Consider the following 13,331-nt stretch of genomic DNA (forward strand, 5'->3'; position numbering starts at 1 on the left):
TTGCCTGAAAACCGCGACGATGTCGTCAGGCAAGGTTTGGCGATGATGAGATGCGGCATAGGCTTAATGGCTGCGGCGCTGGTTTCCGCAGCGTGGATTATCGTGGCGATGACGACCAGCGCTGCCGAGCCATCCGCTCCTGAAGCGGCGTGCCTCTACCAAGGGGACGCTGGTGACGGGCAAACGCTCTGCATTCGAAAAGATCACTTCAATGCCGATCTCTGCGCGGTCATGGACCGTTTCGCAGCGATCCATAACATTCCACCTGCCTTCTTCGCCCGCCTGATCTGGCGCGAAAGCCTGTTCCGTCCGGAAGCGGTCAGCCCGAAGGGCGCGGAGGGCATTGCCCAGTTCATGCCGGGCACTGCCCGGCTGAGGGCATTGGAAAACAGCTTCGATGTCGTCCAGGCGCTCAAAGCGTCGTCGAGTTACCTCGACGAACTCAGGCTTCGTTTCGGCAATCTCGGACTTGCCGCCGCTGCCTATAATGCCGGTGAATCCGGCCTCAGCCGGTTTCTCTCCTCAGACCGCCTGCCGATCGAGACCCGCGACTATGTGTTCGCGATTACCGGGCAGACCGTCGAGACCTGGCGGGATAGCCCTCCGGAAACCGCTGCGCCCGAGCTACGGGACGGCATGCCGTTCCGTGACGCATGTGTGGCGCTTGCCGAGACCCGACAAATGAATGAACCGGTCCTGACCGGATCGGCCGACTGGGCGCCGTGGGGCGTACAGCTTGCCGCCCATTACAATCCGTCCGTGGCCGACCGGCTCTTTACCATATCGCTCACAAAGCTTCCCGAACCGCTGAACGCCGAGCGCGCCCTGATCGTGCGTCAGAGGGGCGGAAACTTCGGCTATCGCCCGCGCTATGCCGCCAGAATCGGCCGGGAGACCCGCGCCGAAGCGACCAAGCTCTGCAGCACGATCCGCGCTGCCGGTGTTGCCTGCACGGTCTTCCGGAATCGCTGATCCGAAGCGCATCGCGGTTCGCCCTATCCGTGAGTTTAGTGCCGAAGTGCCGCCGGGCTTGCTACGTTCGCCAAGCCAAGCATCAAGGGTATTGAAATGATCGAAGCTGCCGAAGCCACCAACAAGCCTAACGAGACGGACACCTTCGAACAGGAGCAGGACGACTTTCTCGAGGAGTCGCTTGAGGAAACATTTCCGGCAAGCGATCCGATCGCGCCCGGCCGCCCGTCGCGGAAGCCGTCAAAGGATAGCCCTTCCACCTGACGGATCGTGATCGATGCCCGTCAGACCAGTCTAGTCCGGTTCACGCTCCCAATACCAGGCGACATACATGTTCTTCCTGTCGTGCCGACGCACCTTCAGGAAAGTCCGCATGGCGCGTACATCCTCCTTTTCGCAGGCAAACCAGACGAAGGTTTCGCCCTCGGTAGCGGCAACCGCCTGTTTGGCTTCTTCCAGCAGAACGCCCTTGGCGCCATTGGCGTAATGCCTTCGATGCAGCCAGCGCACATCGAGTGAACTGGCTGATGACAGCGGCTGCTCTTCCGTCTCGTCGGCGACCTCGATGATTGCCTGCAGCCGCGTCCCTGCAGGCATTTCCTCGGCGATGCGGGCAATGGCAGGAAGCGCGCTTTCATCGCCGGCGAGCAGGACGGACTGCGCCGCCGGAAGGTTGCCGCCGCCGGGACCGAGGAGCGCAACCCGCTGGCCGGGCTCGGCATCGCGGGCGAAATCGGCACCGGGCGTTTTGACGCCTGATGCCGGGTGCTGCAGGAAGTCGATCCACAGTTCACGCTTTTCGACGTCGACGGTACGGATCGTGTAGACGCGCACTAGGAGTTCGTCCTCGCCTTCGGGCCAGGCAACGCGGCCGTCCGCCCGCAGACCCGGCCAGACTGGTGCCCTGCCCTTCGGCGGCACGAGCAGGCGCACATGCATATCGCCGCCGATGAAAGGCGTGACGTCGGCACAGGCGAATTTCACCCGGCGCATATGCGGCGTCACATCCTCGGCCGAAACAACGGTGGCCTCATGGATGTTCGGCAGCACGGCGAGTGCGCCAGGATCGGACCAGGTGAGTTCCAGCGGATCGTCGCCGGCGAAATAGAAGAGGTGCTCGGCAAGCATGGTACGGCTCATCTGCAGCGCCTTTTCCGAGGAGCAGGAAAGCTCGATCAGCAGCTTGCGGTCCTCAATACGGATTTCGGCAGTGCCGGCCTTGCTCTTCAGAAGCGCAAGGTCTTCACTGCGCTGCACTTCGGCATGCTCGACAAAATGCTCGCAGATTTCGCCAAGCATCGCTGCGGCATCCCTGGGAAGCGCGACACCCGAGAGCTTGAATTCCTGAGCCGTGGTCATCTGTCCTCCTTGTGGAATGCCTGTTGCAGTTCGCGTTCACTCGCCGCCATCCGGTGACGGCCAATCGGCAGCATGATGGGCCGGCCGGATGTGGGATCGGTGATGATGCGGCTTTCGAGGCCGAAGACCTGCCGCACATTGTCTTCTGTCAACACCTCCTGCGGCGTGCCGGACACATGCACGCCGCCATCCGTCATGGCGACGAGGTGGTCCGCATAACGCGCCGCAAGATTGAGATCATGCAGCACCATGACAACGGTGGTGCCGCGCGCATGATTGAGATCGGTCAGGAGATCCAGCACCTCGACCTGATGGCTGATGTCGAGGAAGGTTGTCGGCTCGTCGAGCAAGAGAATTTCCGTCTCCTGCGCGAGCGCCATCGCGATCCACACCCGCTGGCGCTGCCCGCCTGAGAGTTCGTCCACCGGTCTTTCAGCAAGATCCGAGGTCTTGGTGGCGGTCAGCGCAGCATCAACGGCCTCGTCATCCTTGCGGGTCCAGCGCGAAAACAAGCTCTGGTGCGGATTGCGGCCACGGCTGACGAGATCGACAACGGTTATGCCTTCGGGCGCGATCGGTGATTGCGGCAACAGACCCAGCGTGCGGGCAAGTTCGCGCGGCGGCGTGCGATGGATCGACTTGCCGTCGAGCAGCACCTGTCCCTGGCGCGGCGAAAGCAACCGCGACATGGCGCGCAGCAGCGTAGACTTGCCGCAGGCATTCGCGCCGACGATGACGGTGATCTTGCCGGGTGGGATGGCGAGATCGAGCCCGTACAGAATCTCGTCTTCACCGTAGCCGGCCGAAAGTCCGCTCGCTGTGAGGGTATGGATGGTCATAACGAGCCTCCGGTCCGGTTGACGCGCACGATCAGGAAAATCAGATAGGGGGCGCCGAGCGCCCCGGTGACGACGCCGACCGGATAGCGGCTCGGCAGCAGGAACTGGCCGGCATAGTCCCCCGCCAGCACCAGCACCGCACCGACGAGCGCAGCTGGAATGAGGATCGAGCCATTGTTCCCGACGATACGCGCGGCGATCGGCCCCGACAGAAAGGCCACGAAGGCAATCGGGCCTGTCACCGCCGTTGCCGAGGCGACCATGCCGACGGCTGCCACGATGATCATGATGCGGGTGCGCGACACGCCGACACCGAGGGCGGCGGCCGTATCATCTCCAAGCCGCAGTGCCTCGAGGTCGCGTGCACGGCTAAGAAGCAACCCGCCGAAGACGATAAGCGCCAGAAGCAGCGGAGCCGCCTGGCCGAGTTGGGCGCCGTTGACACTACCCGACAGCCAGCGGATCGCCTCCTGCAGGCTCCAGGCCGGTGCCTGCGACAGGATATACGCTATGACGCTTTCCAGCATGGCGGATACGCCGATGCCGACGAGGATGAGCCGCGTGCCCGCCACGCCATTGCGAGACGACAGTCCGTAGACCGTGAGGGCCACTCCGAGACCGGCGACGACGGCCAGGACGGAAACGATCGGCCCTTTCAGGGACAGCACGACGATGGCGAAGACGGCAGCCGCACTCGCCCCCGAGCTGATGCCGATAATATCGGGACTTGCGAGCGGATTGCGCAGCATGATCTGGAAGGCGACGCCGCCGAGCCCGAAGCTCAGGCCTGCAAGCACCGATAATGCGGCGCGTGGCAGCCTGAGCTGGCCAACGGCAAAGGCTGCGCCTTGCACATTCTCACCGAGCAGCACACGGATGACATCGCCGGGCGGCGTGAAGGATTGTCCGAGCGACAGGGTGAGCGCGAAGGTCGCCACGACGAGGCAGAGCAGCGTAGCGACCACGAGCACGTGCCGGCGCATCCGGCGGCGTCTGCTATCAACGATGCGATCGAGAGAAGAGGCAAACACGGTCATAACTCACGCACCCGCTGACGCCTGACGATGGCAATGAAGAAGGGCGCGCCAACCAGCGCGGTGACAATCCCAACATCAAGCTCCGCGGGTCTCGCGACGATGCGCCCGATGACATCGGCCGCCAGAAGTAGACAGGCACCGCCGATCGCCGAAAAGGGCAGGAGCCAGCGGTAATCGATCCCAACCAGCAGACGGCAGAGATGCGGCACGACAAGGCCGAGAAAGCCGATCGGCCCACAGACCGCCGTGGTCGCGCCGCAAAGCAGGATGGCGCCGAGCGCAGCAACGCCGCGCGCTAGCGCCACGCGCTCGCCAAGGCCTGCCGCCAGCTCATCGCCGAGGGCCAGAGAATTCAACTTGCGCGCCGACAGCAGGCTGATGAGGAGGCCGGCCGCGAGAACCGGCAGAACCGGCAGGATACGTTCGAAGGTCGCCCCGCCGATACCGCCGATCTGCCAGGAGCGGATGCCGCCGGCGATATCGTTGCGGGGCAGCACGACGGCAATGACCATGGAGGCGAAGGCGACCGAGGTTGCGGCGCCAGCAAGCGCCAGTTTCAAGGGCGTCGCCCCGCCACGCCCGAGCGAACCAATCGTATAGACGAAGACCGCGGAACATCCGGCCCCGAGGATCGCCGTCCAGATATAGGCTTCGTTCGAGGAGATATCGAACCAGGCGACAGCAACGACGACAGCGAGCGATGCGCCCATATTGACGCCAAGAATACCGGGATCGGCGAGCGGATTGCGCGTCACACCCTGCATGATCGCGCCGGCAAGGCCAAGTGCTGCGCCGGCGATGACGGCAAGCAACGTACGCGGAATGCGCACCGTCACCGCCGCTTGTCCGATCGTGTCCGCATGGCCGGCAAGGGCCGCGGAAATATCCGCCCAATCCACGTCACGCGTGCCGACCATGACCGAGAGCGCGCAGAGGCACGCAAGAGCCGCAGCGAGCCCGAGAAGCCAGAGGCTGCGGGCCTGGTTCGACCGGGCAGTTATGGGTGGCCGGGCTGATGATTTCGGACTGCGTGCGATCATTGGGGCTTGCTGGGAGAGTTTCTGGCGGCGTGTGCGAGCAGCGCCACGTAATCCTTGAGAACCCAAGAGATCGACAGCGGCGTCGGATTGGCGGCTGTGCCGACCGGATTGCGGCCGAGCGTCACCAGTGCGCCCTTGGAAACGGCCGGCATTCTCGCCATCAGCGGATTCTTCTCCAGCTCTTCGAGCAGCTGCTGGTTTCCGTAGGTGACGACGATATCGACATCATCGAAGGAATCGATGCGTTCGGCGCTGATCGAGCCTGCGAACTTGCCTGGAGCAGAGGCTTCAACGACGCTCTTTGGAGACTTCAGCCCGAGATCGGCGAAGAATTTCACGCGCGTATCGTTGGTCGTGTAGAAATTTACGGTGCTGAGATCGGTCGCGTTGAGATGCGTGATGAACATCGCCGACTTGTCATGCAGTTCGGGATGGCCGGCGATGGTCTCTGATATTCCGCCCTCGATCTTCTTGATCAGCGCATCACCTTCTGCCGCCATGCCAAGCCCGGCACTGTCCAGGCGGATCATCTCGCGCCAATCGGTCGACCAGGGCGCCTCCGGATAGGCGACAACAGGGGCGATCTGGCTCAGCGTATCGTAATCGGACTGACTGAGGCCGGAGTAAGCCGCCAGAATCACGTCCGGCCGGGTGGCGGCGACCGCCTCGAAATCGATGCCGTCGCCCTCGTCGAACAGGACGGGCTTTTCGGCATGCAACTCCTTGAGCTTGTCGGCGACCCATGGCAGCAGCCCGTCGCCGTCATCATCGCCGAAATTGGCAGCAGCAAAACCGACCGGCACGATGCCGAGCGCCAGCGGCACTTCATGATTGGCCCAGGCGACCGTCGCGACCCGCTCTGGCTTCTTGGCGACGACGGTCGTGCCAAAAGCATGCTTGATGATAACGGGATAAGACGTGCCCTCGTCCGCCCAGCCACTGCCGGACGCAGCGACATTCAGCCAGACACAGGTTACCGCCAGTTTCGCGGCCAGAAGCAAAAAGCGCAGCATCGTGCAAACTCCGCCAGTTTTAAGTTGACCTCCACTTTCAGGTTAATCTACCTGCGTCAACGGTCATGCCGGCGCTTCGGGGCTACAGCGTTGAGATTTCCGTGGGATCCTACAAAACCCGGGAAATTTACAATACTGGACAAGCGTGCTCAAGTTAGTAGCCGTCGCAGGGGACATCGAACCAATCATTGGGCAGCCGGTCCGCGAGCAAATCTCTCGTTCGCACCGGCTGCCGACATGCCGTTCGGACCGACCCTCAAACCGGCATTCCATTCGGCACCCCCTGTCGAAGGGCCGCAACGGCGACACCAACCTCTGGAACGTGAACATGGACATCGAAAGCACAGGCGCTCACTCGCGACAGACCCTCCTCCGCTACCGGAATGCGGTCCTTCTCGGTTGCACGGCGCTTGTCGCCCTTGCACCGGGCGCGGTGCTCGGTCAGGAGAACGGGAATTCGAATACGGTCACCACTCTGGCACCGATCGTCATTCAGGGCAGCGGCCTCGATACCGATAATGATTCCAAATCAATCGTCGCGACCAAGACCATCAGTGGCAACGGTATGGCGACCGATCTTCTCGACACGCCAGCCTCCGTCTCCGTCATCACGTCGAAGGAGATCCAGGAGCGCGGCGCGCAGGATACCGAGCAAGTGCTGCAATATACATCCGGTGTGACCACCGATTTCTACGGCTCGGACGACCGCTTCGACTACTTCAAGATCCGCGGCTTCGATGCCTATACCTACCGCGACGGCCTGACGCTCGGCGACCCCTTCGGCGGCATCCGCGAAGAGCCCTTCGCTTTCGAGCGCGTCGAAGTGCTGAAGGGTGCCAATTCCACCACCTTTGGTGTTTCCGACCCCGGCGGCGCGGTCAACTTCGTGACCAAGCGGCCGAAAAGCGAGCGCTTCGGCGAGGCCTATGTCACCGGCGGATCCTTTGATCACCGCGAGACGGGTATCGATTTCGGCGACAACATCACCGAGGACGATACCTTCTCCTACCGCATCACCGGCAAGGTGAAGCGCGCCGACGAGGAATATGACTACTCGCAGGACGATGAGAACTTCTTCATGGGCGGCCTGACCTGGCGCCCGAGCGCCGATACCAATCTGACGGTGGTCTATGACCATCTGGACAAGGACGGCGTTCCCGGCAGCGGCGGTCATCCGGTTGGTTCGGATTTTGCGAGAAGCCGCTTCTTCGGCGAGCCTGATTTCAACTACCGCGACGTCAACAGAAATACGCTGAGTGTCATGTTTGATCATGACTTCGGCTCGGGCCTGACCTTGAGCTCGAATGCGCGCTACAGCAATACCAAGAGCAATTTCGGCTATGCCTATATCTCGGCGACGCCGACAAACGGCTCGACCATCGCCGACCGTGCCTTCTTTGCCAATGACCAGGCGGTCGAAAACTTCATCATCGATACCCGCCTGCAATATGAAACGAATTTCGAGGACATTGACAGCCGCAGCCTCGTCGGTCTCCAATACAACAATCTGCAATCCGACAATGATGGCTATTTCGGCGGCGCCCCAGGCATCGACTGGACAAACCCCGTCTATACTCGCGCACCGACTTCGGTTCCGCTCTACCAGAGCCTGACAAACAACCAGAAGACTACGGCCCTTTATCTGCAGCAGGATCTGACCTTCTTCGACAAGCTGACCGCCTCCGTCGGCCTGCGCAACGACTGGCTCGACCTGCAGCAGCAGAACAACATGGCGGGCTCGACCTCTGATGCCGATCTCAGCGAGTTCACCAAGCGCGCCGCGTTGAGCTACAAGATCACCGATCAGGTGGCGACTTATGTCAGCTACGCGGAATCGGTGCTGCCGGCCTCGCTGACGCTTGATCCCGAGCGCGGCGAACAGTGGGAAGTCGGCGTCAAATACCGGCCCGACGAATTCCCTGCCCTCTTCAGCGCGGCAGTCTACGATCTGACCAAGAACAACATTACCCGCACCAACCCGGCAACCGGTTTCCAGGAGACGATCGGCGAGGTTCGCGTGCGTGGTATCGATCTCGAGGCCAAGGCTGAAGTTACCGACAATGTCAGCCTGACGGCCGCCTATTCCTATATGGTCTCCGACATCGTCGAGAACGGCACGCTAGGCAACGAGGGCAACGAAATGTCGTTCGTGCCCAATCACATCGCCTCGCTCTGGGTGAACTACGGAATTCCCGGCAACGGCTTCCGTGGCGACATGAACTTCGGCCTCGGTGCGCGTTATACCGGCTCCTACTACTTCAACGACGCCAACACCCAGTCGACGGGCAGCAGCATCGCCTTCGATGCCGCCTTCAGCTACAAGATCCAGGAAAACACATCCTTCGATGTGAATGTCAGCAACCTGTTCGACGAAAAGCATGTCGCCTATGGCGGCTTCGGAGCGGATTTCTACAATCCGGGTCGCGCGATCTACGCAACATTGCGCCAGACCTGGTAATCGGCCGGTCCCGTCCGCATCCTTGCGGGCGGAACCACCTTTTTGGGATTTAGCGGAGCTGCTGCATCCGCCGCCAGGCAGCGGGTGTGTCGCCGGCGATCTGGCGGAAAACCTTGGTCAGATGGGCCTGATCGGAAAAACCGAGCTGGGCGGCGATATCGGCAACGGCAAGCTCACTTTCGGTGAGCAGCCGCTTGGCATGGTCGATGCGTTTGCCGAGCTGCCATTGCAGCGGCGTTTTGCCGGTCGTCTGCTTGAAGACATTGGAAAACCAGCTTTCCGACAGGCCGACGGTCTCGGCCATCTCGGCGACGGTCAGGCGGCAATCGCTCAGCCTGTCGACGCGGGCGATCAGCTTGTTCATCTGCGCCTGCGTCAGCCTTCCGTTCGGCTGCTCGGCACCCTGTCGGGGAATGTCCAGCAAACCACTGACGATACTGCCGACGAGGCTTTCGCCATAGATTTCATGTTTCGATGGACTGGAGACCTCGTCGACGACAAGGCGGGCCAGCGTTTCGATTGCTCCGGTATCCTGCACCTCGACCGGATTGCGCAATGCCGCCATCGCCGTGGAATTGCCGACCGAAGGCGCGAGGTATCGCAGCAGCCGGTCTTTGTGCATATGCAGATTGAGGTGCGAGAAGCGATGCGTGGTGCCGCTCGTCGTCCACATCGGCATGCCGGGCGGAACATAGACCGCTCGCGTCATAGGCCTGTAGTGCTGCTGAAAGTCACCGTCGCGGTTCGACATGCGGATCTGGGACGAAACATCGCTGAAGAAAATCATGATGCGCGGATCGTCTGAGAGGTAATAGCCCCTCGCGCCTGACTGGCTTTCGGCTTCCCAGAAGACACTCACGAGCCCATCGAACTGGCGCCATTTGACCGGCGCTATGACCCGGATGCCTTCAGTGTGCCAGATCATGGAATGCCAGAAACTCAATGTAGGGATCCATCCTTGCTCGGCATGAACGATATCGCACCTGTTAGAAGAGCGGAAACACCCGCTGCAGCCATTGTCCCGATGGCCTTCTACGAGCTATCGCAAGCTCTCCTATCGGCTTCTAAGCCAAAAATAACATGAGTGCAATTATCATGTTCAATGTGGCCTACGGCGGCTGCACCGATTGTGAATGATGCCCGCAGAACCCTGATAAAGCTTATCGAGACTATTGGTGACTGAGGACGTCGCCCAAAAAGAATAAGGCGTCTGCCGGGGGAGGAGATCCAGCAGACGCCTTTTATGACGCGTGGCGACGGGAGGAGGATGCCGCCACTTAGACGCTGGCTTGGGAGGAGGTAAGCCGCGTCTGGGACAAAGCGACGAGGGAGGAGTTTCATCGCTTCGTTGAATCGGAATATAGGCTGATCGCTGCCAGTCTTCTAGGCACATATTTGCAAGGCTGCCATGCGCTATGCGTCAGAAGAAGAGCTCATATAACGCAAAAAACGCGCCTGCCATCATCAGGCGAGCGCGTTTAGCATTCATTAAGAACTGGTCTTAGCGACCGATGGCTGCGCGTGCGACGTCGCGGATATCGCCACGAGCGATGCCCAGGTCGTTCAGTTCGCGGCTCGACATACGTCCAAGCTCAGTAACGGTTTGACGATACTTGCGCCAGTTGTTGAAGGTGCGTGCGATGCTCATTGTAATCCCCTTTCCGTGGGTCTAGCGACAGCTGCCAGGTAGCGGCGCTTCGTTCGCTTTGATGAGAAATATATAATATGGGGTTGCGGGAATGAGTAGCGTTCAGACTACAGTACACCTATGCACAAAACGCATAACACGACGGACTACTGGCCTCTTCTTGGGCAACTTCCTATCCGTGAGTATAATTGAAGGAGGTCCGCCGAAGCCCCACGTGATCCCGACGATCCTCCAAAGCCGATCAGGGGTACGTTCGATGTCTAGCTCAATCTGCGAAGCCTATCCTGGAATATGCAGTAAATCCCGTCTCGCTCATCCTCGTCCTGTCCGCCTGTTCCATCCTGCAAACGACAATAGACAAAATGCGATCCGGCCAGCCGTCGCCGCTCTACCCACTAGTGTACCAGTGTCCGGGGCCAGACCGATGTCTGCCCTGGAAGTCGGATCGGTGATTTCGCTGCTGGGGCTGCTCGTCTTCGCCGCCCATGAGGAGATCGTGGCCGTCGCCCCCTTGGTCGCTTCCGCTCTCGAACATTTTCTCGCAAGTGCACCGGTCGCCCTCTGGTAGCCGCAGCATCACATCCTATTGCAAAGCTTGCCCGGATCACCCAAGTGCAGGTGAGCAGTGCTGGACAATGACCGATGCTCTTCGAAGATTCACGGCTAACAATCGGTATCGTTCTCCCCATGCAGGAGCGAGAGCGGCACGACATCGACTTCGGCCTTCAACTGGAGCTTGCGCGCCGCGCCGATGAGCTCGGTTTCTCGGCAATCTGGGTCCGCGACGTTCCGTTGAACAGTCCCGCCTATCCTGATCCCATATGTGGACGGCCCCCGACTCGCAAGATATTTCGAGATAATCTGATCGTATCGCTTGCGTCCATATGTCCGGCCTGTTGTTGCGTTCGCACATGAACGCTGGCCAAGATGGTTTCCGCAACACAGGTCCCAAGCATCAAGACGGCCTCTAGCTGCCAATGGGATCACCGGGGTATCCTGTGTTCCGGATCGATCGATCACACCATCTGCTCCTTATCCTGCAAGTGTTGACCTCGACAAAGGAGTAAGGATCACGGCCTCTTCGGTTCTTGCTCGCCGATCATCATGCCGCGCAGCCCTGTGGAGCAGACGCCGGTCTTGCGCTGTATGTCTCGCCGGAGACCATCAGCTTCCAGGCCATACGCGCCATCTTGTTGGCGAGTGCTACTGCTGCCACTTTAGGTGGCTTGCGCTTAAGCAATGCCGTAAGCCACCGAGAGGCATTACCAGATCGCCGTGCATGCTGAATGACAGCGGTTGCTCCAACCACCAAGGCTGCCCGCAGCGCTTCATCGCCGGCCCGCGTGATGCAACCAAGACGCAGCTTGCCGCCGGTCGAGTGATCCTTTGGCGTTAACCCTATCCAAGCTGCGAACTGGCGGCCAGATTTGAAGAGCTCTGGAGCAGGTGTCTTCATTATCAAAAGAGCCGAACTGATCGGGCCAATACCGGGAATGGTGTTGAGACGTATGCTGCGTTCGTCGTTACGCTGCCATGCCTTTAACTTCGCCTCCACGTCAGCAATGTTCTTTTCAAGTTGAGCGTATTCCTCGGCCTGGCTCATGAACAATTCCTGCGCGAGCTCTGGCACAGTTTTCTCAGCTTGCACCCTTTCGAGCAGCATCGGAATATGTGCCAGCCCCTTGGCTGCGGAGACACCAAACTCATTGGCGTAACCCCGTATAGCGTTGGCGAGTTGGGTGCGGTTGGCTATCAGGCGGGTACGGACGCTGATCAGCATGAGTGCCGCTTGTTCATCAACTGTCTTAACCGGAACGAACCGCATCGTTGGGCGGCTCATCGCCTCGCAGAGCCCTTCGGCATCGGCAGCGTCATTCTTGTTCCGCTTGACGTAGGGCTTGGCGAGTTGTGGCGCGATCATTTTTACCTCATGTCCAAATGAGGTGAGTAAGCGCGCCCAATGATGCGAACCACCACAGGCCTCGATCGCGACCAAAGTTGGCGGGCAGGTCGTGAAGAAGTCGATCATCTCCTTACGTCGCATTTTCTTACGCAAGACCGGTTTCTCTCCGGCATTCACGCCATGCAACTGAAAGACATGCTTTGACGTATCCATGCCAATACGAATAATCTTGTCCATGGGCGGCCCCTTCGATTGAGATCTTAACAGCTCATTCTGGCACATTTCGATGCCGTTCAGGGGCCGTCCACTCCAACATCGGGCATTCCGACCCATGGGTGCTGCTTGGCGCACTGGCGGCATCTACCCGTTCGATCGCATTGGCGACCGGCGCAATCGTTCTGCCCTTGCGCCATCCGCTTCATGTCGCCAAAGCGGCTCTATCGATGGACGCCCTATCATCGGGCAGGTTTATTCTCGGCCTTGGTTCCGGCGACCGTCCGTCGGAGTTTGCGGCCTTCGACCGCAGTGTTGACGACCGGCGCGAATTGTTTCGGTCCAACTGGGCTGCACTCAGCAATGCGCTTGACGGACATGTCGGCTCGCAGGCAGGTGAGAACCAATTCGAGATCCGTCCGCGCAGCGGGCGGCGTCCTCCACTGGTCGCCGTCGGTTCGTCCTCGCAATCACTCGAGTGGATTGCCAGAAACGCCGGCGCCTGGATGACCTACCACCGGCCCCTTGGCGCACAGAAGGACCGGATAGCCCTCTGGCATGGGGCGATACAGCGCACGACCACTGAATTCCGGGGCATAGGTCAGGCCATGGCCCTCGATCTCCTGGATACGCCATCAGACCACATCGAGGAGATCAATCTCGGATATCGAACCGGACCAGAGGGATTGCTCGCCGCTCTCTCTACCCTCCGCAATCTCGGCGTTCACCACGTTGCTTTCAACCTGCTCGTCAATGGGCGCAAGGCTCTCACCGATCTTGAGATCGTCGCGCGAGAAGTTCTGCCACGACTGAGCCAAGCCGCAGAACTGCAGGCGTCTCGATAATCTC

The 13,331-nt window shown here is 60.4% G+C and carries 13 protein-coding genes; 5 read left to right on the forward strand and 8 right to left on the reverse strand.

Annotated elements, in window-relative coordinates; translation table 11 throughout:
* Positions 1-66: 66 nt before the first annotated feature.
* Positions 67-972: a lytic transglycosylase domain-containing protein gene (locus ACR9ZQ_RS34900; protein ID WP_481430980.1), complete on the forward strand. Its 906-nt coding sequence runs from the start codon at positions 67-69 to the stop codon at positions 970-972.
* Positions 973-1,068: 96 nt separating this feature from the next.
* A complete protein-coding gene (locus tag ACR9ZQ_RS34905; protein ID WP_481430045.1) occupies positions 1,069-1,236 on the forward strand; it encodes a hypothetical protein in 168 nt (55 codons plus the stop codon).
* A 30-nt stretch (positions 1,237-1,266) separates the two neighbouring features.
* On the opposite strand, the gene ACR9ZQ_RS34910 is transcribed toward ACR9ZQ_RS34905, so the two are convergent.
* The 5 genes from ACR9ZQ_RS34910 to ACR9ZQ_RS34930 are packed head-to-tail and all read right to left on the reverse strand — an operon-like array spanning position 1,267 to position 6,260.
* Positions 1,267-2,331 (reverse strand): DUF2218 domain-containing protein, encoded by a 1,065-nt coding sequence (locus ACR9ZQ_RS34910; protein ID WP_481430046.1) that lies wholly within the window; start codon positions 2,329-2,331, stop codon positions 1,267-1,269.
* Positions 2,328-3,170, reverse strand: a complete 843-nt coding sequence (locus tag ACR9ZQ_RS34915; protein WP_481430047.1) for an ABC transporter ATP-binding protein — start codon at positions 3,168-3,170, stop codon at positions 2,328-2,330. Before ACR9ZQ_RS34915 ends, ACR9ZQ_RS34910 begins: the two co-directional genes overlap by 4 nt.
* On the reverse strand, positions 3,167-4,207 hold the full coding sequence (locus ACR9ZQ_RS34920; protein ID WP_481430048.1) for a FecCD family ABC transporter permease: 1,041 nt from the start codon (positions 4,205-4,207) through the stop codon (positions 3,167-3,169). Before ACR9ZQ_RS34920 ends, ACR9ZQ_RS34915 begins: the two co-directional genes overlap by 4 nt.
* On the reverse strand, positions 4,204-5,247 hold the full coding sequence (locus tag ACR9ZQ_RS34925; RefSeq protein WP_481430049.1) for a FecCD family ABC transporter permease: 1,044 nt from the start codon (positions 5,245-5,247) through the stop codon (positions 4,204-4,206). The genes ACR9ZQ_RS34920 and ACR9ZQ_RS34925 overlap by 4 nt, the downstream gene beginning before the upstream one ends.
* A complete protein-coding gene (locus ACR9ZQ_RS34930) occupies positions 5,244-6,260 on the reverse strand; it encodes an iron-siderophore ABC transporter substrate-binding protein (protein WP_310390526.1) in 1,017 nt (338 codons plus the stop codon). Before ACR9ZQ_RS34930 ends, ACR9ZQ_RS34925 begins: the two co-directional genes overlap by 4 nt.
* 328 nt (positions 6,261-6,588) lie before the next feature.
* On the opposite strand from ACR9ZQ_RS34930, the gene ACR9ZQ_RS34935 reads away from it, so the two are divergent.
* Entirely contained in the window at positions 6,589-8,718 is a 2,130-nt protein-coding gene (locus ACR9ZQ_RS34935; protein WP_481430050.1) for a TonB-dependent siderophore receptor, read from the forward strand.
* A gap of 49 nt (positions 8,719-8,767) precedes the next feature.
* Here ACR9ZQ_RS34935 and ACR9ZQ_RS34940 read toward each other — a convergent pair whose 3' ends face one another.
* Together ACR9ZQ_RS34940 and ACR9ZQ_RS34945 are read right to left on the reverse strand one after the other, a co-directional pair.
* Positions 8,768-9,661 carry a helix-turn-helix domain-containing protein gene (locus ACR9ZQ_RS34940; protein WP_481430051.1) on the reverse strand — a complete coding sequence of 298 codons (894 nt, stop codon included), beginning with the start codon at positions 9,659-9,661 and terminating at the stop codon, positions 8,768-8,770.
* Positions 9,662-10,219: 558 nt separating this feature from the next.
* A complete protein-coding gene (locus tag ACR9ZQ_RS34945; RefSeq protein WP_113296387.1) occupies positions 10,220-10,366 on the reverse strand; it encodes a DUF1127 domain-containing protein in 147 nt (48 codons plus the stop codon).
* A gap of 424 nt (positions 10,367-10,790) precedes the next feature.
* On the opposite strand from ACR9ZQ_RS34945, the gene ACR9ZQ_RS34950 reads away from it, so the two are divergent.
* Positions 10,791-10,934, forward strand: coding sequence for a hypothetical protein (locus ACR9ZQ_RS34950; protein ID WP_310390523.1), 144 nt, complete (start codon positions 10,791-10,793; stop codon positions 10,932-10,934).
* Between the two features lie 534 nt (positions 10,935-11,468).
* On the opposite strand, the gene ACR9ZQ_RS34955 is transcribed toward ACR9ZQ_RS34950, so the two are convergent.
* Positions 11,469-12,506, reverse strand: coding sequence for an IS110 family RNA-guided transposase (locus ACR9ZQ_RS34955; protein ID WP_481427849.1), 1,038 nt, complete (start codon positions 12,504-12,506; stop codon positions 11,469-11,471).
* 77 nt (positions 12,507-12,583) lie between these two features.
* Between ACR9ZQ_RS34955 and ACR9ZQ_RS34960 the strand changes: the two genes are divergently transcribed.
* On the forward strand, positions 12,584-13,327 hold the full coding sequence (locus ACR9ZQ_RS34960; RefSeq protein WP_481430981.1) for an LLM class flavin-dependent oxidoreductase: 744 nt from the start codon (positions 12,584-12,586) through the stop codon (positions 13,325-13,327).
* Positions 13,328-13,331 lie beyond the last annotated feature (4 nt).

The organism is Rhizobium sp. KNZ14-9A, from assembly GCF_056755015.1.